Here is a 22411-nt window from a genome sequence, read left to right on the forward strand (position 1 = left end):
GATGAGATTCGCAGCTTCCGCTTCCTGGTTCGTCAGCGATGGGGAGAACCTCCGCGCCGAGCCATCGTCACAATGGGCAATGGTTACGGGACTTGCGTTGGGGCTCAGCCTCGTGCTTTTGGTCCTCCTGCGAGCGCGACATTGGCGTCGCAAGATGGCTCAAGCGCTAGATAGATCAGGTGCGCCAGTTACCTTCGTTGCTGTGCCGGCCCGCGGCGGCTTTGGTCCGCCCACTCGCACATTGAGTGGCGCGCCCTTCCCTTTTGAAGGCGGGCGGGGCGCCGTGGGAATCGCAATAGCTGAAAGCGGCGTTTCTTTCTGGGAGTATTCGTCTCGCACGCCGGTGAAACGGTTCTCGCTAGAGGTCGAGACTGAAGTCCAAGTGGATTCTCGATTGGGCGAAGTGTGGCTCAGCTGGACGCACGAACGCCAACGTGTGCGCCTCGGGCTGATTCCGATCACTGTGGACACCATTGTGCGTCGCAGAGCGAAGGGTCAGTGCGAAGAGCTCATCGAGGCATTAAAGCTTTCGCATCCGCCGTCTCATCGCGTTGGAGACTCCTCCTAGGCGCGTAATACGCCGTTTCGGCGATGGGGGAGCGAAGCGAGCGTGCTGTCTCGAAGAGACTCGGGTAGAAGATGCTCGGGGGCGTCCTGGAACGCGATCGGGCGCAAGAAGCGACGGATGGCGGTAGCCCCGACCGACGTGTGGAGCGACGTTGTTGCGGGCCACGGGCCGCCGTGTTGTTGTGACCAGGTGACGGCAACACCGGTGGGCCAGCCTGCAAAGAGCACGCGGCCTGCCCGCAGCTCAAGAGCTTCGAGAATCGCAACGACGTCATCGCTTGGTTCGCTGTGGAGCGTTGCTGTGAGGCTCCCCGGCACAGCCTCGAGGGTGAGCAGGAGTTCTGCGTCGTTGTCGTATCGCACCAGCAAAGTCACGGGGCCGAAGCACTCTTCCAAAAGCACGTCCGCGTGGGCCGCGACTGCCGCGGCATCTGTTGCAAGCACCACTGGACTCGCGGATGCCTCGTCGTCGCTCGTGCCACTAAAGAGAACTTCCACGCTCGGCTCGGACTCAAGATGCGCAATACCGCGCGGGAACGCCTCGGTGATGCGGTCGGTCAGGAGTGGGCCGCTCGCAGCACCCGCAACATGACTCACCACGGCGTCTTCGAAACCAGCATCCCGCGGAACGAATACGACGCCAGGCTTCGTGCAGAACTGTCCGACGCCGAGTGTGAACGAAGCAACGAGCCCCTGGGCGAGTTCGTCGCGGCGAGCTTTGATGGCGCTTGCCGTGACGACGACAGGGTTGACGCTGCCGAGTTCGCCATAGAACGGGATGGGGTCTGGGCGACCAGTCGCGAGGTCGAACAAAGCGCGACCGCCGCTGAGCGAACCGGTAAAACCGGCGGCCTTGATCGTCGGATGCTGCACGAGAGCGTTGCCAGCTTCGCGACCCTCGACGAGGGCGAGCGAACCCTGCGGTGCCCCGGCTCCCTCGAGCGCCTGAATCATGATCTCTGCGGTTCGCTCGGAGAGCCGCGGATGCCCGGAGTGAGCCTTCACGATCACGGGGCAGCCCGCGGCGAGAGCGGACGCGGTGTCACCGCCTGCGACCGAGAACGCAAACGGAAAATTGGATGCCGCAAACACGGCGACGGGGCCAACCCCCGTGAGAGTGCGGCGCAATTCTGGCCGGGGAGGGGTGGCCGCCGGGTCAGCGTCGTCCACCGTGAGCTCGAGGTACGAGCCCTCCTCCACGACAGTCGCGAACAACCGCAGCTGACCGGTGGTGCGTGCTACCTCACCGCGCAGGCGAGGCTCACCGAGCCGTGTTTCTTCGTTGGCGATGGCAACGAGCTCGTCGCTGGCTGCACCGAGGGCATCGGCTGCGGCACGAAGCCACGCGGCACGATCGGCGGCGCGTGAATGGCGCCAGACGGGAGCCGCCTGCCGCGCGAGGGCCGTGAGTGCGTTGAGTTCTGCCGTCGTGGTGGTCATGCCATCTCCTTTTCGAGCTGGGGTGAGAATCGTATGCCGATTCCGGCATGGGGTCGTTCCGTGAGCCAACCATCGGTGATATCCACCGGGCATTCATCGGCGAGGGCGCCGAGAGCCGCGAAGCCGGCGTCTTCGACGTCTTCTGTCATCGGCTCTTGTTCGCCGACTGCAGCGAGGGTCATCGCGAGTTGTCCGGAGAGCTCAGGCAACAGGTGAGGATGCACCGGCACGCCCGAGTCTCGGGCGATATCGGCGATCGCCAGAAACGGTGTGATGCCGCCGACCCGCACGATGTTGGGCTGCACGATTTGAGCGGCGCCCGCGCGCACGTACTCTTCGAATCGCTGTCTTGTATGCAGGTTCTCACCGACCGCAATCGGCGTTGAGATCTGCTGAGCGAGCAGCGCGTGGCCCGCAAGGTTTTCGGCGCGAAGGGGTTCTTCGATCCATGCAGGATCGAATTTCTCGAGAGCTCTCACCGACTTCACAGCACGAGGCACGTCCCATCGCTGGTTGGCGTCGATCATGAGCGCGCGATCGGGGCCGAGCAACTCCCGCACTGCGCGGACTCGTGCGACGTCTTCGTCGAGATTCGGCCGACCCACCTTGATCTTGACGGCGTCGAAACCGGCGTCGATCCAACGCTGCACTTGAGAGAGCAATTCGTCTTCGGTGTAGTGCAGATTCACGCCGCTCCCGTAAGTGCGCACGCGCTTTCGCTTCTGGCCGAGCAGTTCAGAGAGCGGGGAACCTTGGCGGCGAGCTGCAGCATCCCACAGCGCGAGGTCGAGACCGGCGAGCGCGATCGTCGTGATGCCGCCGCCGCCAGCTTCGTGGAGGTGCTCCCACATGCCCTGCCACGCGGCGCCAGGGCTCGCATCGCGCCCGACCGCTGCGGGCGCGATGTCGTGGGTGAGCATCTGAGCTACGGCCTCGGCGCCGATCTGCGGCGTCCACGAGAATCCCCACCCTTCGCTCCCGTCGCTGCATTCGACGTGGGTCGCAATGATGCCGACAGACGTGACGTCAGCAGCCCATGGACGGGATAGCTTCATCCGCTGGAGACGGGACGTGAGGTGGGTAATCGTGGTCACAGTAGGGCGCGTCCGGTGTCGAGAATTTCGGTCAGGCGCGCTTCTTGAGACGCTGATGGATCGACGAGCGGCGCACGCACACTGCCGACATCGAGCCCACCCTGGCGAAGACCGGCCTTGATCAGCGAGACGCCAAACCCCGGCGTCTCATCGCGGAGTGCGACGAGTGGGCGGTAGAACGCGTCGATGATTTCGAGTCGTCGCGCATCGTCGCCGGCAACGTAGGCGCGATAGTGCGCGTTTGCGACTTCAGGAATCATCGCGAATGCGGCAGAAGAATAAAGAGGTATTCCAATACCGCGATACGCCCCTTGAGTGAGCTCTGCTGTTAGCAGACCGTTGAAGAACGCGAAGTCGGTGCGCCCGGTTTCAGCGACTGCCCGCACGATGAGCTGCGCCGTACCGACATCGCCCACGCCGTCTTTAAAGCCGACGACCTTTGGGTTTTCGGCAAGGTGCCGTACTGATTCGACGGAATATTGCGCGGTGCCACGGTGATAGATGATCACGGGAAGGGGCGAGGCATCCGCTATGGCCTCGACATACGCCACGAGTCCCGGCTGCGGCCCGGATACGAGATACGGCGGCAAGACGAGCAGGGCGTCGGCACCCGCATCTGCAGCGCTATGCGCGACCTCGATGGCGTGACCGAGCGGGCCGCCCGTGCCAGCGACCACTGGCACTCGACCCGCGACGGCAGCAGTTGCGGTGCGCACAACCGAGGCTGCTTCGGCAGCTGAAAGGGCGTGATATTCGCCAGTTCCGCACGCCGGAAAGACCGCTCCAGGTTTGTGATCAAGCGCGGAACTGATGTGCGCCGTGAGCACATCGTGATTGATCTGACCATCTCCGTCGAATGGCGTGACCGGAAAAAAGAGGATGCCGTCGAAGTTCACTGTGCTGCGTCCGTTCGAGTCGAGAGTTCGCCGCGCCAGGAGTACTTTGGGCGCCAGCCCAGCAGGCTCCGGGCTTTAGCGTTCGAGAATGCGGGAGAAGTTCCCGTGAGCTCGCGGGCGAGGGCTTCGGTTTCGGGAAAGAACCGCGGGATGAGCTCGGCGAGTGGTTCTCGGGCGAGAGCATCGTCGGCGGCGACGAAGAACACTTCGCCGTTCGGAATGTCATCGAGACCTTGAAGCAGAGTGTCTGTGAAGCACGCGACATCTCGTGCGTCGACGTAGTTGAACAGCGCCGGTGCCGACAGTGCCGGATCGTCGAGCCGCTCGTGCACCGTGTGGCCCTGCTGGGTTACGGCACCCGCCCACTCCTCTGGAGCGATTACATAACAGGGACGGAATGCAGCGAATCGCGTGGCATTGCCAGTCTGGCGAATAAGCATGTGAAGGGTCTGCTCAATCACAAGCTTCGAGAGCGCGTAAGCGTTCCAGGGGCGAGTGGGGCTCGATTCGTCGAGCGGTAGACGCTCCGGAATCCAGCCCGCCGGGGCGCCGTAACCGAGCACTGTCGGACTCGACGCCGCAACGATCTTGGGAATGCCAGCGGCGACCCCGCCGCCGAGTACCGATACGGCGAGCTGAGAATTGGTGCGCATGATGATGTCTTCTGGTGCGCTAAAGGGCACCGCGACGGCAGCCAAGTGAATGAGGGCATCTGCCTGTGCATTCGTCAGGGCGGTGGTGGTGGCATCCGCATCTGTCAGATCGAGCGCGAGCTGCTCAACGCCATCGAGCTCTGGGGCAGACGAAACCCCGCGGTCTAGCGAGATGAGGTCATGGCCGGCGTCCCGGAGTCCCGCAACGAGGCTTCGCCCGAGACGGCCGGCTCCGCCCGTGACGACGATTCGACTCACGGCTCATTCCCCGAAAGCAGCGGGATGCCGAGGTCTGAAATCAGCACCGGCATACCCGTTTCGAGCGACCTGTTTCCGGCGATTCCGACCGCAATTGACCGCACACCGTCGCGCCAGTCAGCAGGGCGAGCGAGCGGGTCTTCTGAGGGACCCACGAAAACATCCGCCATCAGAAGTGCGTCACCGCCGCCGTGGCCTCCCGCGGCACCATGGATGGGAACCTCAACGGCGTCTTGCCAGTGCAGCTGCACGAGTAGGCGCTCACCCATCGGGCGAAGTGATGTCGAGTCGCCCGCGTCGACAGCGCTCGGATCGAGAACCGGGTGCAACCCCTCATCTTCGAACACGGCTCCGCGCTCAACGACTTCGAGTTCGACCCGGCCGAGCGTTCCGTTGACGGCAACGCGGTAGCCCTCCCACGGAGAGTGGGCGTTGAGGGAGTAACTCATCGTCGCCCCGCCGTCGTAGTCGACGACCAGGGCGAGGTTATCTTCGATCGTGATTCCGGCACCGAAAACGTCGCGGTCCCGCACATAGCCGTCGTGCGATTCGGCCTCGAGGTAGAGCGAGCGCATGCGGTCGTCGTCGCGCAGGTCAAGTTCGAAGGCATCCCTCTCGCCGTCGTGCGTGCCGCGATCAGGCCGGATGCCGAGGCCCCGCGCCGCGGCATTGTCGGCGCCGTAGAACTTGAGCCCGCCGGATGCGTACACGCGCTGCGGAACCTGACGGATCCACCAATTGACGAGGTCGAAGTGGTGGCTTGCTTTGTGGACGAGCAGCCCGCCGGAGTGCTCTTTCTCGCGGTGCCACCGGCGGAAGTAGTCAGCGCCGTGCTTGGTGTCGAGCATCCACGAGAAGTCAACCGAGGTGATCTCGCCGATCGCGCCGTCTTGCAGCACTTGGCGCATCGCGCTGTTGCGTGGCGAATAGCGGTAGTTGAACGTGAGCACGACTTCGCGGCCTGTTCGCGCTACCGCTTCTTCGATCTGAGCCGCGCTCTCGGCATTGATCGTTAGGGGCTTTTCGACGACGACGTCGGCGCCAGCGTTGAGGCTTCGCACAATGATTTCGGCGTGCATGTCGTCGCGCGCGCACACAATGACGCGATCAACGTTCTCGTCGCGGATCATCTTCTCGAGGGCTTCCGGCTGCCATAGCGATGGTGCTTTGAGACCGAGCTCCCGAAGTTGGTCCGCGTAATACGCGGCGCGCACGGGGTTGGGTTCGCAGATCGCCGCGAGCGTGGCGCGGTCGGCGTAGGTGGTCGCGATGGCTTCGACGTACATCTGCGAACGGTGCCCCGCTCCGACGACGGCGTACCGACGGTGGCTCATGTCTACTCCTCAGGAAACGTTTTCTCAGCGTAGCCCGCTCTCACCCAACCGGCAAGCGTTTTCCCAAGCACTCGTTACCTCGGATTTTCGCCGCCTCATCCCCCCGTGAGGGGTCGCAACACGCCGTAGCCACCGCCGCATTCGCCGACCATTGCGGCGTGTTGCGACCCTTCGCGAGGAACGAAACGAGGGGCGGATGCTGCGGCGATGGGATGCTGCGGCGGCTACGGAGTGGCGGCGGTGCTGGCGCGGGGGACGATCTGGGGGTACAGCGTCTGGGCTCCGGGCACAGGTTGCGCGGTCAAGAGGGCGTGCAGCAGAGCCCAGGCTACAGCGCCGAGCTCGAACGCGGGGACAGACGCCGTGGTGAGAGGCGGGGAGAGGTACCGCGCAAATGGGATGTCGTCGAACCCCGTCACAGCGATGTCTTCTGGCACCCGCACGCCTTGGGCCGCGAGTGCGGTAACGAGCCCGGTCGCCACGAGGTCATTAAAGGCCAGCACAGCTGTCGCGCCTGAATCGCGCACGTCCGCGGCTGCTCGGGCGCCGGATTCCATGTCTACGCCCGTGTCGCGAGTGGTCAGTTCGACGCTGGAGTGCGTTGCAACAAAGCGGGCTGCGGCATCCCGTCGTGCGCGCTCGGAGGCGCTCCGCGTGCCGCCCGCAAGAAACAGCAACCGGCGATGGCCACGCTCGTAAAGGTGGTCGAGCAGCAGGGTGAACGCCGATCCGTAGTCAGCTGAGACGCTCGGGATGCCGGCAGACTGCCGGTTGATCAGTACCACCGGGCCAAGCGACGGCAGGAGGGCATCGAGTTCGCTGTCTGGCAGGCGCGGCGCGCACAGAACGAGGCCATCGGTGCGGCGCCGAGTTGTCGTCGCGAGCGTCCGTTCGGTATCGATGTCTTCGGCCGAATCGGCGACGAGCACATGGTAGCCGTCGTCTGCGGCAGCCCGGCTGAGCCCGCGCAAAATCGCGTGGAACGTGGGGTTGGCAAGATCGGGAACGACAACCGCGACTGTCTGGGTCTTGCCGAGCACGAGACTCCGGGCGAGCGGGCTCGCCGTGTACTTGAGCTCGACCGCAGCGGCTCGTACCCGCGCGGTCATGGCGGGATCAACTTTGACGTTGCCGTTCATCACACGCGAGACAGTTGAGAGCGAAACTCCCGCGCGTTTTGCCACGTCAGCGATGGTCGAGCCGCTGTCAGAGTGCTTCGCCATTACAGCCCTTTCCGTCGCGTCTCGCCCCTCATTATCACCGGCACCAGCCCGGACCATGCCAGACTGTCGGCAAATCGCTTGCCCACAGGGCTGTGTGGAGACGATATGAACAGAGTTGGCATCAAAGACGTGGCGCAGCGCGCGGGCGTCTCTATCAGCACGGTTTCAAACGCGCTGAATAAACCCGGCACCGTTAGCGCGCCGCTCGTCGAGCGCGTGACTCAGGCTGCTACTGAACTCGGCTACGTGCCGCTGCAGGCGGCGCAGCAACTGCGCGCACGGCGAAGCGGTCTGCTCGGGATGACGGTCATCAATATCGCCAACCCTTTCTTCGCCGAGCTGATGGCGGGAGCCGAAGAGGCTGCTGCGGCAGCTGGGAAGCGTGTTCTCGTTGGCAACAGTGACGATGACGCGCAAAAAGAACGAGACTACATCGAGCTCTTCGAGCGAGTGCATGTCGAAGGCGCGCTGATCGCACCGTTCGCCGACAACGCTGTGGCGATCGAGCGGCTGCGGGCACGCGGCATCCCTGTCGTTCTCGTTGACAGCGTCGATGAGGAAGGCGCGCTGTCTTCGGTCTCATTCGACGATGTGGCCGGTGGTCGCATGGCGGCGGAACATCTGATTTCGCTCGGACGCCGGCGGCTCGCGTTTTTGGGGGCACGCGAAGAAGTGCGCCAGGTGCGCGAGCGCCTCAGGGGAGTGCGCGAAGCTGTCGCTGCCCATTCCGGAGTTGAACTCGACGTCATCTGGACAAAGCGCACAACCCCAGACCTTGGCGACAGCTGGGGCGCTCGGTATGCACACAGCCCGGCGCTAGATCGCCCCGACGGGGTTATCGCGACCAATGACCTGCTCGCGTGCGGTGTCGTGAGTGCGCTTGTCTCGCGCGGCGTGCGAGTTCCAGAAGACCTCGCGGTCATCGGCTATGACGACATCGAATTTGCCCGGGTCGCGGCGGTGCCTCTCACCTCGATTCGGCAGCCGGCGCGTGACATGGGACGCCGCGCCGGAGAAATACTGCTCGCCCACGCGGCGGGTAGCCAAGAACGTGTGGCGGTGTCGTTCAGTCCGACGATCATCGTCCGCGCCTCAACTGTGGGAGTGCAGTGATGAGCGGTTCTGCTGCAGACAGAGCAACAAAGCAGCAGCGGATGACGCAGCTGCTCATCAATGCAGATGCTGACGCAGTGCTGCTCACCTCCCACGAGGCGGTGTCGTGGTACCTCGAAGGCGCGCGCACTCACGTGTCGTTGGCAGGCCCGCCCGTGATCGCGGTGCGTGCAGCGCGCGATGGTGATGAGATCTTTGTGGCGGCAAACGAGGCGGAACGGCTCGCGGAAGAAGAGCTACTTGCCCCCGACGCGGAGAGTCTCGTGCGCGTGTCTTGGGACCAAGCAGTGGCGCCGCCACTAGTCGGAGCGTTGCCCGAGAGCGCCGTTGCCGGCGAGCTTCGGAGGGCGAGGGCATCGCTCCTGACGGCAGAGCTTGCACGCTACCGCGCGCTCTGCGCTGAGACCGCCTGCGTCATGACTGATGTACTTTCGGCTGCGTCACCTGGCGACCGCGAGAACGCGCTCGCCGCTGCCGCCAGCTCGGAGCTTCGGGCACGGGGAATCGACCCGCTCGTCGTACTTGTGGCGGGTGCTGCGCGGTTGGACTACCGGCATCCGCTTCCGACAGCTGCTCTGCTCGGCGACTGCGCCATGCTGGTCGTCTGCGGCAGACGGCACGGCATGATTGCAAACGCGACCCGATGGGTGCAGGCGGGCGCGGCGGCTGGGGCGCTCGATGAAGCACGCTCACGAATTTTGGAAGTCGAAGCGACATTCTTCGCCGAGACGAGACCGGGAGTGCGCCTGAGCGATGCATTTCGGGCCGGGATCGCTGGGTACGGCGCGGCCGGGTTCGACGGCGAAGAGTGGCGACAGCATCACCAGGGCGGCCCCACGGGCTACGCCGGACGAGACCCGAGAGCGACTTTTGTGACGACTGACTCGGTGCAACAAAACCAAGCGTTCGCGTGGAATCCGAGTGCGCCCGGCGTCAAAGTCGAAGACACAGTGCTCGTCACGGCCGACGGCATCGAGCCGCTCACTGTCGACCCGCGGTGGCCAACGGTAGAAGTGCGCGGCATCCTTCGTCCGGTCGCACGTGATTTCAGTTGAACCGCTTCGCCCGCTGACGCGCGCTGATTAGGCTGGCCGCATGACGAGCTCGAACGAACCAGCAAACCCGTACCCGTTTCGCGGTTCGATAGAAGCGATCGACGCGGCCAACCCGCTGAAGTCGCCGTGGCACTACGACCAGAGCATCACGGCCCCGCGGCTCGACCGGCTCGACGCTAAAGCGACCTACTTTGTCGACTACATCGAGTATCTCGAGAGACGGATCGCCGCCCTCGAAGCACGTCTCGACAAAGAGTAGTTAGCCCGGTCTTCAGTCGGTGGGCGGTCGTCGCAAGCGCTTGATTTCGGTGTGACGCTGGTTCGCTTTGACGCGGCGCTGCTTCGCACCTCGACTCGGCGTCGTCGGGCGGCGCTTCGGCCCCGGCGGTTTCAGTGCGTCGGCTACGAGATCGACGAGACGGCCGCGAGCGGCTTCTCTGTTGCGCAACTGTGCGCGGTGCTCGGATGCCGTGACGCTCAGCACGCCGCCAACCAGGCGACCGCTCAGCCGGTCGAGTACTCGCTCGCGCTGGGCTGTTGAAAGCGCACCCGAGCTCGCAGCATCCCACACGAGTTCTGCCCGAGAGTCCGTGGTGTTCACGCCCTGGCCTCCTGGGCCGGATGATCGTGAGAATCGCCATGACAGCTCAGCTTCGGGAATCGTCACCGCCGCAGTGATCCGTAAGCCGGGGCGGTGGGGAGCAGCCATTATGCCTCCATCATCCGCTACTGAGCGGCGCGGTGAAGCCGTAATTCAAAAGTTGAGCCAAGAACCGCTGTGCTGGGTAGCATTGTTGCGTGTCTCAGAAAGCGCTTTCCAGTGCGACCGATCTGATCGACGGTACGCGTCCGAGTCGATCGGTCATCCGCCTACTTGCGCGTCGCCCGTGGCGAATGGCGATTGCGCTGGTCGCCTTCGCTTTCAAAGAGATCCCCATGTGGTTCCTGCCGGTCATCACCGCAGCGATCATCGATATCGTCGCGGGAAGCGGCACCGTGACAGCCGTGCTCGGATGGTTCGCGGTCGCCGTCGTCCTGCTTCTGCAGAACTATCCAAACCACATCGTCTACACCCGCAACTTCATGACTGTCGTGCGCGACACGGGGGCTGACCTCCGGAACGCCCTGGCTGAACGTCTGCAGTCGCTTTCGATCGGGTATCACACGCGTGTCAGCTCGTCGATCGTTCAGACCAAGGTGGTGCGCGACGTCGAAAATGTCGAACTCATGCTGCAGCAGGTCACGCATCCGCTCTTGTCGGCGCTCATGGTGCTGATTGGCGCCATCACGATGACAGCCATTGCAGTGCCGCAGTTTCTGCCGGTGTACGCGCTCGCTGTGCCGATTGCGATTGGGCTCCGCGCCGGCCTCCGACGCCGCTCACACGTTCGCAACGAGGTATTCCGTCGCGAGATGGAAGGGCTCGCTTCCCGCGTCGGTGAAATGGCATCGCTCATTCCTGTCACGCGTGCGCACGGGCTCGAGCGAACGGCTGTCACGCGGGTTGCGTCAGGCGCTGACGGTGTGCGGCGTGCGGGTCTTCACCTCGACATGCTGAACGGGCACGTCGCCTCGATTTCGTGGGTGACGATGCAACTGCTGGGAGTGGGATGCCTCGTGCTCGCTGCAGTGTTTTCGCTCACCGGCATCCTGCCCATTACTCCCGGCGAGGTCGTTCTGCTGTCGACGTACTTTGCTCTGCTGACACAGGGACTAACGCAGTTGCTCATGCTGATTCCGGTGGGCGCGCGCGGACTCGAATCGGTGCGCTCGATGGCGGAAGTGCTGCAAGAGCCTGACCTCGAACTCAACGAGGGAAAACGCCAGGTCGATGAAGTCATTGGCGCGATCACGCTTGCCTCAGCAAGTCACCGATATCCAGAGGCCGACGAAGACGCCCTGCATGCGATCGAGCTCGAAATTCCGGTGGGTAAGACGATTGCGCTCGTGGGGTCGTCCGGCTCGGGCAAGTCGACTCTCCTCAACCTTGTGCTGGGGTTTGTGCGGCCGACCGCGGGCCGGCTCCTGCTCGACGGTGCTGACATGCAAACCCTCGACATGCGCACAGTGCGGCGCTTCGTCTCGGTCGTGCCACAAGAGTCAGTGCTCTTCGAAGGCACGATTCGCGACAACGTGGCGTACGGCATGCCGGAGGCGAGTGACGAGCAAATCGAGCAGGCGCTCCGCGACGCGAACGCGTGGGAATTCGTCACCGAGCAGACGCTCGGCTGGCACACCGTGGTTGGCGAGCGGGGTGCTCGGCTGTCGGGCGGTCAGCGTCAGCGCTTGGCGATTGCGCGAGCCCTGGTGCGCGACCCGCGTATCCTTTTGCTCGACGAGGCGACGAGCGCTCTCGATCCGGAGTCGGAGGGACTCGTCAAGGACGCTCTCAACCGACTTATGGCCGGGCGAACGACTCTTGTCGTCGCGCACCGACTGTCAACCGTGCGTCGAGCCGACGTCATCGTCGTGCTGGAGCGTGGCCGAATCGTCGAGCGCGGCTCGCATGACGAACTGCTCGCGGCCCAGGGCCGCTACGCTCACCTTCACTTCACACAGTCGAGTGCGCGATGAGTGCCGTCACCGGCGAGCCTTCGATCAGGATGCCGCGTGCGCCGTCGATTCGCGCCAGATCACGCGGTGCAGGTCTGTCGCCGCAGTCTGATCCGCTGCATTGCCCCCCACCTTCGCAACGAGACGCTGCATCGATGCTCGGCCGAGTCCTTCGAGATCGACGTGAACTGTCGTGAGTGAACGGGCAAGGTAGCGCCCCATCGACGAGTTGTCCCACCCGGTGATGCTGATGTCTTCCGGAATCCGCCAGCCTCTATCGAGCGCCCCACGCATGGCGCCAGCCGCCGCGTGGTCGTTGCTCGCGATCACCGCTGTGGGGTGATCGCGCGTGCTGAGTGCGCGGATTGCATCGAGTCCACTACGACCCGACCAGTCGCCGTCGGCGACATCGGCCTGGGCAAGAGCGAGCGATTCGGCGGTGTGGAGAAAGGTTTCTCGTCGAGCGCGTGCAGAAGCAAAATCTAGATCGCCGGCAATATGCAAAAACTGGCGATGTCCTTGAGATGCGAGCGTGGTCATGAACTCGACAATCGGCGTTGCTTCGGCAAGGTCGCCCGTCCCACGCATTTCGCCGTCAAAATCTGGCGACACCACGAGCGGCGTGCGCTCGTAGGCGCGGCTGTGCCGAGTGATCGGGGCGAAGGAGAGGATGCCTTCGACTTGGCCGGAATTCGCGACCTCGACTACTCGGCTCTCGCGCGCGTGAGAGGTGTCATCAAGACTCAAGACGTCCACGGTATATCCGGCTTCATGGGCCGCTGCGGTCGCGCCGGCGAGAAGACGTGCTGGATTGAAAACGAGCGGTGGCAGCACCACCGTGAGTCGTCCGCTGCGGCGCGTGCGCATAGAGCGCGCGGCGAGATTGGGATGGTAGTCGAGTGCGCGAATCGCGGCGTCGATCCGGGCACTTGTTTGCGGCTTGAGCCCGCCAGAGAACGCGAGATACCTCGACACCGTCTGATGCGAGACCCCGGCGTGGCGCGCGACATCCAGCATCGTGGGGGCACGATCGTCAGATGCTGCCACCGCGTCACTCCTTGACGAAAACGAAGAGAAGTCACTACCGTAGCAGTGCAAAAGGTGAACGTTCACTATTCGACGCGAAGGAGCGCCATGTCCGTTAACGGCCACACCCTGAGGGCGGCAATCATCGGCACCGGAGGTATTGCGCATGCGCATGCCGATGCGCTGGCATCGCTCGCGCCGCGGGTGGAACTCGTGGCAGTCACTGACGTCGACGCCACGCGCGCACGCGAATTCGCAGCGACGTGCGGGGGCGCTGCCATCTATGACGACGCAGGCGACATGCTCGCGAGAGAAAAGCTGGACATCGTTCACATCTGTACGCCGCCACAGACGCACGCAGCCCTCGCGGAGCAGGTGGCTCGTACCGGTGTCGTGGCGCTCGTCGAGAAGCCGACGGCGCTGAGTCTCGCGGAGATGGACCGGCTCGTCGCGGTAGAAGCCGAGACAGGCGTGCCGATCTTGACAGTGTTTCAACACCGTTTTGGAGCCGCCGCGCTCGAGCTTCGCCAGCTCGTAAAGTCCGGGGCACTCGGCAGGCCGCTCGTGGCCACGTGTGAAACGCTCTGGTACCGAGCAGATGACTATTTCGATGTTCCGTGGCGGGGCCGGTGGGCGATTGAAGGCGGTGGACCGACGATGGGGCACGGCATCCATCAGTTCGATCTCATGCTCGCAATTCTCGGACCGTGGGCGCGGGTGAGCGCGATTGCCGCACGACAAGCTCGGCCGACGGATACCGAAGATGTCTCTCTCGCCCTCGCTGAATTTGAGAATGGGGCGGTGGCCACTGTGGTCAACTCTGTCGTTTCGGCGCGAGAGACCTCGCGTCTGCGGTTCGACTTCGAATGGGCGACAGTCGAAGTCGAGCACCTCTACGGCTACCGCGACGCGGACTGGAGATTCACGGCGGTGCCGGGGCGCGAAGACCTCGCGGCGCTCTGGCGGCGCGAACCTTCTGACGAGTTGAGCAGCCATCGCGGTCAGATCGGAGCGATTATCGACGCGCTAGTTTCTGGCGAAACTCCGGCCGTGGGAACGGTCGAGGCTCGCCGCACGTTGGAATTCGCGGCCGCGACATACGCGTCAGCGTTCCGAGGAATTCCGGTGGAGGCGGGTCAGCTGAGCGGGGACGACCCGTTCGTGAGCCGAATGGACGGCGGTATGGTGCCGTGGACGCCTGTTAAGGAGGTACTCGTATGAGCGCACTGCGCCTCACGCACCGGATTGGCCGCGGCATCGAGGTACACGACGGCGACACTGAACTGTTTCGGTACACGTATATGCCCGATTCGCCTCAGCTCGAATCCCCGAAGCCGTACTTCCATCCGATTCGTACGCGCTCCGGCCGGATAGTCAGTCTCTTTAGACCGCACGATCATGTCTGGCACAAGGGTATCGCGTGGTCTCTCCCGGTAGTCAATGACGAGAACTTTTGGGGCGGACCCACCTATGTTCGTGGTCGCTCGTACGTGCAGCTTTCGAACGACGGCGCTCAGGTTCATGCCGCAGTGGACGCGGCCGAGGTGTGCCCGGATGGCGGCGTTCGGTTCGCACACACTCTCGACTGGGTCACCGAGAGTGGGTCTCGGTTGTTTACCGAACGACGCGAGCTCACGGCATCTGTCACGGCAGAAGACACCTGGGTGCTCACTTTCGAGACGGCGATGACGAACATTTCTGATGCGTCAATCTCGATTGGATCCCCCACAACCAGAGGGCGCGAGAACGCGGGCTACGGTGGGCTGTTTTGGCGAGGGCCACGCTCGTTCACGGGTGGAACGCTCGTGACTGAAAACGGGTCGGGTTCGGGAAATGACCTTCGTGGTCAACATCACGAGTGGATGGCGTTCGTTGGAGAGCACGATGAGGTCGACGGAAGTGCCCTCGTGGTGATGCTCGACGCTGTCGAGAACCCGCACCACCCGCCGGCATGGTTCGCCCGCTCTGAGGAGTTCGCCTGCCTGAATCCGGCGCCGTTTTTTCATGAGGAGCTCTCGGTCGCGCCTCAACAGACTGTGCGGTTTCGCTACGGCGTCGGCGTGGCCGACGGTGAAGAAGCGGATGCCTCGAAGCTGGCGAGCGCCGTTCGCTCGGTCGTTGCGCGGTTGCCATGACGACGCCGCTCTTTCCAGGTGGCGTCGCACTGAGCGATCTTGCCGTCTACGACTGGCTTGCAAGTGATGGCACCTGTGGCGGGTCTCCGCACGTGCACACGGCTTCGAGCGAGGGGTATTTGGTTTCTGCGGGGAGCGGTCGCGTACAGACCCTTTCTCGCGACGGCGCAGCCGATTATTCGCTCACCCCCGGTGAGGTGCTGTGGTTCTCGCCCGGCACCGTGCACCGGCTCATGAACGAAAGTAACCTCGCGCTAACTGTCGTGATGCAAAATTCAGGGCTACCCGAAGCTGGCGACGCGGTGCTGACGTTTCCGGCGGCGGTCCTCGATGATCCCGAAGCCTATGCGGCAGCGGCCAGACTCCCCGCCGGTCGCGAAGAAGAACGCGCGGCCGCCGCGCGAGTTCGACGTGACCTGGCGGTCGCGGGCTACTTGGAGCTTCGCGACGAGATGGAGCGGAATGATCGCGCGCTCGCCGCATTTCACGACCGCGCCGCGCGCTTGGTTCGACACCGCGTCCGCGAGTGGCAGCAACTCTGGGAATCCACGGTGGCGGCCGAGACTGAACGCACGCGGCGCCAGTTCGTTGCTCTTTCTCGCGGTGACCGAGGCATCATGGCAGATGCTGCGGTCGTTCGCGCCGAGCCCAACCCTGGTCCGCGCGCCTTCGGCATGTGCGGCCGACTCGCAACCTGGCAGGGGTTCTAGCCCTGCCAGAGTATAGATGCCATGCGAACGCGCCCCGGATAGCGCTTTCCAATCTGTGGCCATAGGCTGGGATTCGGTGTTCCTCGATGTGGAGGTTGTATGTTCGTCACAGATTGCGCAATGGCCGCCAGGCCCGCGACATGAGCAGGGTTCAGGGCCTGAATAGGGTGCTGCGTTGCGCCCTCGTGGGCACCGGAGCCGTAGCTGCATTGCATGCCCGTGCGGTGGAGGCCGATCCACGCGCCAAGCTCGTCGCTGTGAGTGACCACAGTCGGGAAAAAGCTGAAGAGTTCGCCCGCACGTGGCGTGTGAATGAGGTCTATGACTCGCTCGAGGAATTACTGGCAGCAGAGCATCCCGATGTCGTTCTCGTCTGCACCCCGCCCGCAGCTCACACGTCGCAAGTGATTGCAGCGCTGGACGCAGGCGCCGATGTTGTTGTGGAGAAGCCACCGGCACCGTCGCTCGATGAACTGGAGCAGATGCGTATAGCGGAACGTGAGTCAGGCCATCGGCTAGCGGTCGTCTTTCAGCAGAGAACTGGAACAGCGGCCGCTCATGTGCGCTCCCTGCTGCGCTCCGGAGCGCTCGGGCGACCGCTGTTGGCAATCTGCCAGACACTCTGGTTTCGAGGCCCTGAGTATTACGCCGTGCCGTGGCGAGGAAAATGGAATACCGAGGGTGGCGGCACGACCCTGGGTCACGGTATCCATCAGATCGACCTGCTCGCCCACCTGCTCGGTGACTGGGAGAGCGTGCACGGGCGGCTATGGCGGGTCGATCGCGATATCGAGACCGAGGATGCCTCAACGGGAACAGTCGTTTTCGCCGACGGCGTTGTGGCCACCATCGTCACGAGTGCTGTCTCGCCGCGCGAAGTGAGCGCACTCCGGATCGATACTCAGAAGGCGACCATCACGGTGGAACATCTCTACGGGCATGGCCACGAGAATTGGTCGATCACCCCCGCGCCGGGGGTCGACGCAGAAGAAGCTGCCAGTTGGCGGTTTCCTGACACCGAAGAGCGAAGCGACCATCTGCCGCTGTTGCGAGACGTTTTCACGTCGTTCCTGTCTGGCGAGCCGCTCCCCCCGACGGCAGAGGCCCCGGCGCGTTCGCTTGAGATCGTCGCGGCACTTTATGCGTCGGCAGCCGGCGGCGGAGCCATCGTGACGCCCGCAAGCCTCGCGGCACACGCAACGCACCGGCGAAATTTCGAGAGTCCCGTGACAGATATGCGCGCAAGCGGCCTATGACTTGCGGTCACGTGGGAGATCGACCGCTCACGCCACGCGAGGTCTATCGTGACCCGGTGTACGACGGTGCGACAGACCCGAATGTCGTGCACGACGGTGAGTCGTGGTGCATGTTGTACACACAGCGCCGCGCCACCCACCCCGACCCGGGCGATGGTGTGGCATGGGTGCACGGCAGTCGAATCGGCGTCGCGCGAAGTGCTGACGGCGTGGCTTGGGAGTACGCCGGAACGCTGGAACCGGCTTCCGGCGGTCTCGTGCTGCACACTGGCCCGCCGCCAGAGGCTGTCGACAGCACTTTCTGGGCGCCCGAAGTGATTCACGATGGCGAACGCTGGCACATGTACGCGACGGAGATAGACGGCGTACCGACACAGTGGGCGGGTCATGACCGCCGCATCGTGGAGTACGTCTCGGATGACCTGGCACGCTGGACGCGTCGCGGTGCGCTTAAGTTGGCGAGCACCGCAGTGATCGATGCCGCGGTCGCGCGCTGCCCCGATGGGCTGTGGCGGCTCTGGTACAAAGACGAGGCTGCTGATTCCGTAACGAAGGTTGCGGCATCCGCTGATCTCGATGCATGGCGCGAAGAGGGGGTTGCGATCGGTGGACGCGCGCACGAAGGACCCTTCGTCTTTCACCTCGGCGGTTGGTGGTGGATGCTCACGGACGAATGGCGGGGTATGGCCGTATACCGCTCGGTCAATGCGTTGACCTGGACGCGGCAGGGTGGTGTCGATGACGTGATTTTGGGCGAGGCGGATGCCAGGCGTCTTTTGCAGGTCGGCCGCCACGGAGCGGTCGCGGTGGTCGATGGCAACGCCTGGCTGTACTACTTCACTCACCCGTGGTGGGATGCCGCGGAGCTCGCCGATGGTGCGGAATCGGTGGATGCGCGGTTCTCAACGATTCACCGTGTACAGCTCGTCGTCACTGGTGATGTGCTGACCGAAACCAAATCGTTTCCCACTGGGCAAGAATGACTGTTGCGAAACGTTTTTGCCCGTAGTACGGTTACCGGCAAGCGCTTTCCCGGCACCAAGGGACGCGTCAGACACCGCAACAACGGACAACGATCGTTCGTGCGATTTCATCGAACATGGACGTTCGTCAGAAAGGACAAAGATGTTCAGTAAGAAGCGGGCAACAGCAGCCATAGCTGTCGCGACCGGTGCTGCCTTGGCTCTCGCCGGGTGCTCCGGGTCGAGCGACACGGCAGACACATATGACCCGAACGAGGAGGTCACTCTCGACCTTGCGTTCTGGGGAAACGATGTGCGTGCCGCGCTCTACGACGAAGCAATCGCGGCGTTCGAAGAGGAATATCCCAACATCACAGTGAACTCATCGTTCCTGGGCTTTCCTGAGTTCTGGGAAAAGCGTCAGACCGAGGCTGCCGGCGGCAATCTCCCCGATGTGATGCAGTTCGACTACTCGTATATGCGTCAGTATTCGCAGAACAATCTTCTCCTCGATCTTGATCCGTATCTCGGCGGAATCATCGAGACGGACGCGCTGCCGGAGAACGTGCTCAGCATCGGCGTCGTTGATGGCGTAACGACGGGCCTTGCGACTTCCACGAATGCGTGGGGGATGTACACCAACCCGACCTTGCTTTCCAACGTGGGTGTCGACGAGTTCGCGGGCGGCTCGTGGGAGGACTACAACGACTGGATGGCTGAAGTCACTGCGGCCGGCGACGGCGAAGTGTGGGGCGGCACCGACTGGACCGGCCGAATTCAGAATTTCGAGATTCAGCTTCGCGCCAACGGGGGAGAGCTCTTCAACGAAGACGGCGCTGCTGGCTTCGACGAGGAAGACCTCGCCGCGTTCTGGGAGCAGGGCGACGGCATTCGCGCCGACGGTACCGTCATCGCGCAGCAGAAACTTGAAGAGGTGTACCCGCTATCGAGCTTTGACTCAGCGCTCACAGCGAGTGAGCTCACCTGGGACAACTTCGGTAGTGGCTACCTTGGCAACCTGGGCGAGGCTTACCCGGAACTTGGGCTCATTGAGCCCCCGATCACGGTGGAAGGTTCACAGGATCTATACCTGAAGCCCTCGATGTTGCACACGATCTCGTCGTCGACCGAGCATCCCGAGGCTGCCGCGACTCTCGTGAACTTCCTCGTGAACTCGCCGGAGTCAGGAAGAATCTTCGGCACAAACCGTGGCCTGCCCGCGTCCGAGACCGCACTCGCGGGGGCGGACCTCGACCCCCTCAGCCAGCAGATCGCCGACTACGAGGCATCCATCGAAGACCGTCTCGGTGACGCACCGCCGGTTCCGATCGTCGGCTTCGGCAGCCTGGAAGAGAAATTCCGCGTTCTCGGAACCGAGCTCGGATTCGGAACAGTGACTGTCGATGACGCTGTTGATCAGTTCTTCACCGAGATGGACGTCGTCCTCAACTCGTAAGAACACCACGGAGCCCGGGCGTTCAGCCTGGGCTCCGTGCCCATCCTCGCTACGACAACGGGAGATTCGACAGTGACCACTACTTCGACGAGAGTCATCGTCACCGGACAGAAGTCGTCTCGCGGCGCACTGTTTCGCGGCCGGCGCCCAGAGCTGAACGAGCGTCCGGGGCAGCGCGCTCGCCAACGTCGAGAGACGCTCGCGGGGTACGGCTTTCTCATCCCCTGGCTCCTCGGGTTCTTCGGTCTGACCCTCATCCCGATGGTCTATTCGCTGTATCTCTCATTTACGCGATACAACATTTTCCAGCCGCCACGCTGGGTCGGCCTCGACAACTACATTCGGTTGTTCACAAACGACCCGCAGTTCATTCAATCGGCGCAGATCACCATGATCTACGTGCTGATCGGCACCCCGATCACGCTCGCGGCAGCGCTTGCCGTTGCAATGCTTCTGAACTTTCGCGATCGCGGTGCTGGTTTTTTCCGCTCGGCGTTCTACGCTCCGTCACTCATCGGCGCTTCGGTTTCAGTCGCGATCGTCTGGCGCGCGATGTTCTCAACCGAAGGACCGGTTGACAACGTTTTGAGTTCGATCGGCCTCGATCTCGGCGGCTGGATCGGAAACCCTTCCCTCGTTCTGCCCGCAATGATCGTGCTCGCCGTCTGGCAGTTCGGCGGCACGATGGTGATTTTTCTCGCTGGCCTCAAGCAGATTCCAAAGGAGCTGTACGAAGCAGCCGAAATGGACGGTGCAAATGCGTATCGCCGTTTTCGTGCGGTGACGATTCCGATGCTTTCGCCGGTGATCTTCTTCAACCTGCTGCTTGGCCTGATCGGAGCCTTCCAAGTATTCGCGTCGGCCTACATCATCTCGAACGGCACCGGCGGCCCCGCGGGTATGACCAACTTCATCACCGTGTACCTCTACAAACGAGGTTTCTCTGACGGACAGATGGGATACGCGGCCGCCATCGCATGGGTGCTTCTTGTCGTCGTCGCCATCATCGCCTTCATCCTCTTCCGCACGCAGCGAAACTGGGTCCACTACTCGGGAGACAACCGATGACTACTGCAAGTTTCAGCGAACCCGCTCTCGCCGAACTCGAGCACCAGCTCGAGGATTCCTCCGGGCCGCGGCCGCGCCGCAAACTGAAGCGCAAGACCTGGCAGACGATCGTTTGGTTCGTCGTGTTGCTCGCGATCACGCTCGTCGTGCTGTATCCGATGTTTTGGCTCTTCTTGTCCACGTTCAAGCCGAACGCCGAATTCGGCCAGAACTCGGGGTTGCTCCCAAACAACCCGACCGTCGACAACTACTTCAAGGTGATGGAGGGCATCGCCGGCATCCCGATGTGGAAGTTCTTTTGGAACTCCTTTGTGCTGGCCGCTCTCGCTGTTATCGGCACTGTCATCTCGTCGGCACTCGCGGCGTATGCATTTGCTCGCATCCAGTTCAAAGGGCTTGGCATCCTCTTTGCCGCGATGATCGGCACGCTGCTGCTGCCGTTCCACGTCGTGATCATCCCGCAGTATCTGTTGTTCAATTCGCTCAACATGATCGACACGTTCTGGCCGCTCGTGCTGCCGAAATTTCTCGCGACCGAGGCATTCTTCGTCTTCTTGCTGGTGCAGTTCATGCGGCAGATGCCGCGCGACATGGACGAAGCAGCGCGCATCGACGGCGCCGGACACATTCGCATTTTTTGGGCGATCATCGTGCCACTCATTCGGCCGGCCCTCATTACATGCGCAATTTTTGCCTTCATCTGGTCGTGGAACGACTTCCTCGGCCCGCTCCTCTATCTGACTAGTCCCGAGAACTACCCGCTCCCGATCGCGCTGAAGCTCTACAACGACCAGACGTCGACGAGCGACTATGGCGCAACGGTGACGGCATCCTTCATGGCGCTGTTGCCGGTACTGATCTTCTTTATCGTGTTCCAACGTTTCCTCGTGGATGGCGTGGCAACACAGGGTCTCAAGGGGTAACTCGTGAGTGCGAACACAAAAGAGCTGCGCGCTGCGCGGCGCGCAGATCGGTCCGGTTCGGGGCCGACACTCACCGCGCGTGCGCCGGAGCGGTTTCCTGGTGCCACCGCGAAGTTCGCCCTGCTGGGCGAAGTTCTGTTGGTTGGGTTGCTCGTCGTGATCGTCGGTCTTGCGGTGGTTACGCTTCCGGCAGGGCTGGCTGCCGGAGTGCGACACCTCCGCCGCTTCATCCGCGCAGAAGGCTCACCGCAGCGCCTCTTCTGGCGTGACGTGTTGGCAGCCTTGCCCGGCGGCATCGCGGTCGGGTTTGTCGCGGTAGTGCTCGCGTTCGCGCTCACATTCGATATCGCCATCGCGACATCTGGCGCTCTGCCCGGCGGTGAGGTCATCGCAGCGCTCGGGTGGATCGGTCTTGCCCTGGGCGCCGCCGCACTTCTCGGTGCCGCCGGCCAATGGCGTCCGGAAGACGGGTGGAAAGGTGCCCTCAGGGCTCTGCCGAAGGTGGCCGCGCGTGACTTCGCCGGCGTGCTCTATCTGGTTGCGACGGGCGTATTCGTTGGTGTCGTGACGTGGGCGCTCGTGCCACTGATCATCCCCGCGCTCGGCTGCGCTGTGTTCGCCGTCGTTGCGATTCCTGAGCGTCCGCGTCGTGATCGGGTCGCACGCACAGCACCCGATCAGGAGTAAGC

The 22411-nt window shown here is 63.3% G+C and carries 22 protein-coding genes; 14 read left to right on the top strand and 8 right to left on the bottom strand.

Annotation, left to right across the window (positions count from 1 at the left end; translation table 11 throughout):
• Nucleotide 1 precedes the first annotated feature (1 nt).
• A complete protein-coding gene (locus FHS06_RS04135; RefSeq protein ID WP_167045813.1) occupies nt 2-568 on the top strand; it encodes a hypothetical protein in 567 nt (188 codons plus the stop codon).
• Here FHS06_RS04135 and FHS06_RS04140 read toward each other — a convergent pair.
• From FHS06_RS04140 to FHS06_RS04165, 6 genes are all read right to left on the bottom strand, one after another.
• The gene (locus FHS06_RS04140; RefSeq protein WP_167045816.1) at nt 565-2007 is read right to left on the bottom strand and encodes an aldehyde dehydrogenase (NADP(+)); all 1443 of its coding nucleotides are present in this window, start codon (nt 2005-2007) and stop codon (nt 565-567) included. The genes FHS06_RS04135 and FHS06_RS04140 overlap by 4 nt on opposite strands.
• Nucleotides 2004-3101, bottom strand: coding sequence for a mandelate racemase/muconate lactonizing enzyme family protein (locus FHS06_RS04145; RefSeq protein WP_310734885.1), 1098 nt, complete (start codon nt 3099-3101; stop codon nt 2004-2006). The genes FHS06_RS04140 and FHS06_RS04145 overlap by 4 nt, the downstream gene beginning before the upstream one ends.
• On the bottom strand, nt 3098-3997 hold the full coding sequence (locus FHS06_RS04150) for a 5-dehydro-4-deoxyglucarate dehydratase (RefSeq protein WP_167045819.1): 900 nt from the start codon (nt 3995-3997) through the stop codon (nt 3098-3100). The genes FHS06_RS04145 and FHS06_RS04150 overlap by 4 nt, the downstream gene beginning before the upstream one ends.
• Complete coding sequence (locus FHS06_RS04155; RefSeq protein WP_167045822.1) at nt 3994-4908, bottom strand: NAD-dependent epimerase/dehydratase family protein; 915 nt, start codon at nt 4906-4908, stop codon at nt 3994-3996. The genes FHS06_RS04150 and FHS06_RS04155 overlap by 4 nt, the downstream gene beginning before the upstream one ends.
• Nucleotides 4905-6242, bottom strand: coding sequence for a Gfo/Idh/MocA family protein (locus FHS06_RS04160; RefSeq protein WP_167045825.1), 1338 nt, complete (start codon nt 6240-6242; stop codon nt 4905-4907). The genes FHS06_RS04155 and FHS06_RS04160 overlap by 4 nt, the downstream gene beginning before the upstream one ends.
• Nucleotides 6243-6466: 224 nt before the next feature.
• On the bottom strand, nt 6467-7465 hold the full coding sequence (locus tag FHS06_RS04165) for a LacI family DNA-binding transcriptional regulator (protein ID WP_167045828.1): 999 nt from the start codon (nt 7463-7465) through the stop codon (nt 6467-6469).
• 105 nt (nt 7466-7570) lie between these two features.
• Between FHS06_RS04165 and FHS06_RS04170 the strand changes: the two genes are divergently transcribed.
• From FHS06_RS04170 to FHS06_RS04180, 3 genes are read left to right on the top strand one after another with little or no spacing between them, the layout of a single operon-like run.
• On the top strand, nt 7571-8578 hold the full coding sequence (locus FHS06_RS04170) for a LacI family DNA-binding transcriptional regulator (RefSeq protein WP_167045830.1): 1008 nt from the start codon (nt 7571-7573) through the stop codon (nt 8576-8578).
• Nucleotides 8578-9633 (top strand): M24 family metallopeptidase, encoded by a 1056-nt coding sequence (locus tag FHS06_RS04175; protein ID WP_243845251.1) that lies wholly within the window; start codon nt 8578-8580, stop codon nt 9631-9633. The genes FHS06_RS04170 and FHS06_RS04175 overlap by 1 nt, the downstream gene beginning before the upstream one ends.
• A 40-nt stretch (nt 9634-9673) precedes the next feature.
• Nucleotides 9674-9892 (top strand): hypothetical protein, encoded by a 219-nt coding sequence (locus FHS06_RS04180; protein WP_167045832.1) that lies wholly within the window; start codon nt 9674-9676, stop codon nt 9890-9892.
• A gap of 12 nt (nt 9893-9904) precedes the next feature.
• On the opposite strand, the gene arfB is transcribed toward FHS06_RS04180, so the two are convergent.
• A complete protein-coding gene (gene arfB / locus FHS06_RS04185) occupies nt 9905-10342 on the bottom strand; it encodes an alternative ribosome rescue aminoacyl-tRNA hydrolase ArfB (protein ID WP_167045834.1) in 438 nt (145 codons plus the stop codon).
• A gap of 89 nt (nt 10343-10431) precedes the next feature.
• Between arfB and FHS06_RS04190 the strand changes: the two genes are divergently transcribed.
• On the top strand, nt 10432-12207 hold the full coding sequence (locus tag FHS06_RS04190) for an ABC transporter ATP-binding protein (protein WP_167045836.1): 1776 nt from the start codon (nt 10432-10434) through the stop codon (nt 12205-12207).
• Nucleotides 12208-12231: 24 nt separating this feature from the next.
• Here FHS06_RS04190 and FHS06_RS04195 read toward each other — a convergent pair whose 3' ends face one another.
• On the bottom strand, nt 12232-13233 hold the full coding sequence (locus FHS06_RS04195) for a LacI family DNA-binding transcriptional regulator (RefSeq protein ID WP_208387879.1): 1002 nt from the start codon (nt 13231-13233) through the stop codon (nt 12232-12234).
• Between the two features lie 87 nt (nt 13234-13320).
• On the opposite strand from FHS06_RS04195, the gene FHS06_RS04200 reads away from it, so the two are divergent.
• The 9 genes from FHS06_RS04200 to FHS06_RS04240 all read left to right on the top strand — a co-directional run bounded on the left by FHS06_RS04200 (nt 13321) and on the right by FHS06_RS04240 (nt 22409).
• A complete protein-coding gene (locus FHS06_RS04200) occupies nt 13321-14433 on the top strand; it encodes a Gfo/Idh/MocA family protein (RefSeq protein WP_167045838.1) in 1113 nt (370 codons plus the stop codon).
• A complete protein-coding gene (locus FHS06_RS04205) occupies nt 14430-15347 on the top strand; it encodes a DUF6807 domain-containing protein (protein ID WP_167045840.1) in 918 nt (305 codons plus the stop codon). The genes FHS06_RS04200 and FHS06_RS04205 overlap by 4 nt, the downstream gene beginning before the upstream one ends.
• A complete protein-coding gene (locus FHS06_RS04210) occupies nt 15344-16057 on the top strand; it encodes a cupin domain-containing protein (protein WP_167045843.1) in 714 nt (237 codons plus the stop codon). Before FHS06_RS04205 ends, FHS06_RS04210 begins: the two co-directional genes overlap by 4 nt.
• A 140-nt stretch (nt 16058-16197) precedes the next feature.
• Nucleotides 16198-17313 carry a Gfo/Idh/MocA family protein gene (locus tag FHS06_RS04215; RefSeq protein ID WP_243845252.1) on the top strand — a complete coding sequence of 372 codons (1116 nt, stop codon included), beginning with the start codon at nt 16198-16200 and terminating at the stop codon, nt 17311-17313.
• A gap of 11 nt (nt 17314-17324) precedes the next feature.
• Nucleotides 17325-18296, top strand: coding sequence for a family 43 glycosylhydrolase (locus tag FHS06_RS04220; RefSeq protein WP_310734886.1), 972 nt, complete (start codon nt 17325-17327; stop codon nt 18294-18296).
• A 142-nt stretch (nt 18297-18438) separates the two neighbouring features.
• Nucleotides 18439-19731: an ABC transporter substrate-binding protein gene (locus FHS06_RS04225; RefSeq protein ID WP_167045849.1), complete on the top strand. Its 1293-nt coding sequence runs from the start codon at nt 18439-18441 to the stop codon at nt 19729-19731.
• 72 nt (nt 19732-19803) lie between these two features.
• Nucleotides 19804-20799 carry a carbohydrate ABC transporter permease gene (locus tag FHS06_RS04230; protein WP_167047912.1) on the top strand — a complete coding sequence of 332 codons (996 nt, stop codon included), beginning with the start codon at nt 19804-19806 and terminating at the stop codon, nt 20797-20799.
• Nucleotides 20796-21722 carry a carbohydrate ABC transporter permease gene (locus FHS06_RS04235; protein ID WP_167045852.1) on the top strand — a complete coding sequence of 309 codons (927 nt, stop codon included), beginning with the start codon at nt 20796-20798 and terminating at the stop codon, nt 21720-21722. The genes FHS06_RS04230 and FHS06_RS04235 overlap by 4 nt, the downstream gene beginning before the upstream one ends.
• A 3-nt stretch (nt 21723-21725) precedes the next feature.
• Nucleotides 21726-22409: a hypothetical protein gene (locus FHS06_RS04240; RefSeq protein WP_310734887.1), complete on the top strand. Its 684-nt coding sequence runs from the start codon at nt 21726-21728 to the stop codon at nt 22407-22409.
• Nucleotides 22410-22411 lie beyond the last annotated feature (2 nt).

The organism is Microbacterium halimionae (assembly GCF_011761265.1).
Classification (GTDB): domain Bacteria; phylum Actinomycetota; class Actinomycetes; order Actinomycetales; family Microbacteriaceae; genus Microbacterium; species Microbacterium halimionae.

Excerpts from the sequence above, each read along its gene's own strand:
- FHS06_RS04135 (WP_167045813.1), top strand. The coding sequence starts at position 2 with ATGAGATTCGCAGCTTCCGCTTCCTGGTTCGTCAGCGATGGGGAGAAC.
- FHS06_RS04140 (WP_167045816.1), bottom strand. The coding sequence starts at position 2,007 with ATGACCACCACGACGGCAGAACTCAACGCACTCACGGCCCTCGCGCGG.
- FHS06_RS04160 (WP_167045825.1), bottom strand. The coding sequence starts at position 6,242 with ATGAGCCACCGTCGGTACGCCGTCGTCGGAGCGGGGCACCGTTCGCAG.
- FHS06_RS04165 (WP_167045828.1), bottom strand. The coding sequence starts at position 7,465 with ATGGCGAAGCACTCTGACAGCGGCTCGACCATCGCTGACGTGGCAAAA.
- FHS06_RS04170 (WP_167045830.1), top strand. The coding sequence starts at position 7,571 with ATGAACAGAGTTGGCATCAAAGACGTGGCGCAGCGCGCGGGCGTCTCT.
- FHS06_RS04175 (WP_243845251.1), top strand. The coding sequence starts at position 8,578 with ATGAGCGGTTCTGCTGCAGACAGAGCAACAAAGCAGCAGCGGATGACG.
- FHS06_RS04180 (WP_167045832.1), top strand. The coding sequence starts at position 9,674 with ATGACGAGCTCGAACGAACCAGCAAACCCGTACCCGTTTCGCGGTTCG.
- arfB (WP_167045834.1), bottom strand. The coding sequence starts at position 10,342 with ATGGCTGCTCCCCACCGCCCCGGCTTACGGATCACTGCGGCGGTGACG.
- FHS06_RS04200 (WP_167045838.1), top strand. The coding sequence starts at position 13,321 with ATGTCCGTTAACGGCCACACCCTGAGGGCGGCAATCATCGGCACCGGA.
- FHS06_RS04205 (WP_167045840.1), top strand. The coding sequence starts at position 14,430 with ATGAGCGCACTGCGCCTCACGCACCGGATTGGCCGCGGCATCGAGGTA.
- FHS06_RS04210 (WP_167045843.1), top strand. The coding sequence starts at position 15,344 with ATGACGACGCCGCTCTTTCCAGGTGGCGTCGCACTGAGCGATCTTGCC.
- FHS06_RS04215 (WP_243845252.1), top strand. The coding sequence starts at position 16,198 with ATGAGCAGGGTTCAGGGCCTGAATAGGGTGCTGCGTTGCGCCCTCGTG.
- FHS06_RS04225 (WP_167045849.1), top strand. The coding sequence starts at position 18,439 with ATGTTCAGTAAGAAGCGGGCAACAGCAGCCATAGCTGTCGCGACCGGT.
- FHS06_RS04235 (WP_167045852.1), top strand. The coding sequence starts at position 20,796 with ATGACTACTGCAAGTTTCAGCGAACCCGCTCTCGCCGAACTCGAGCAC.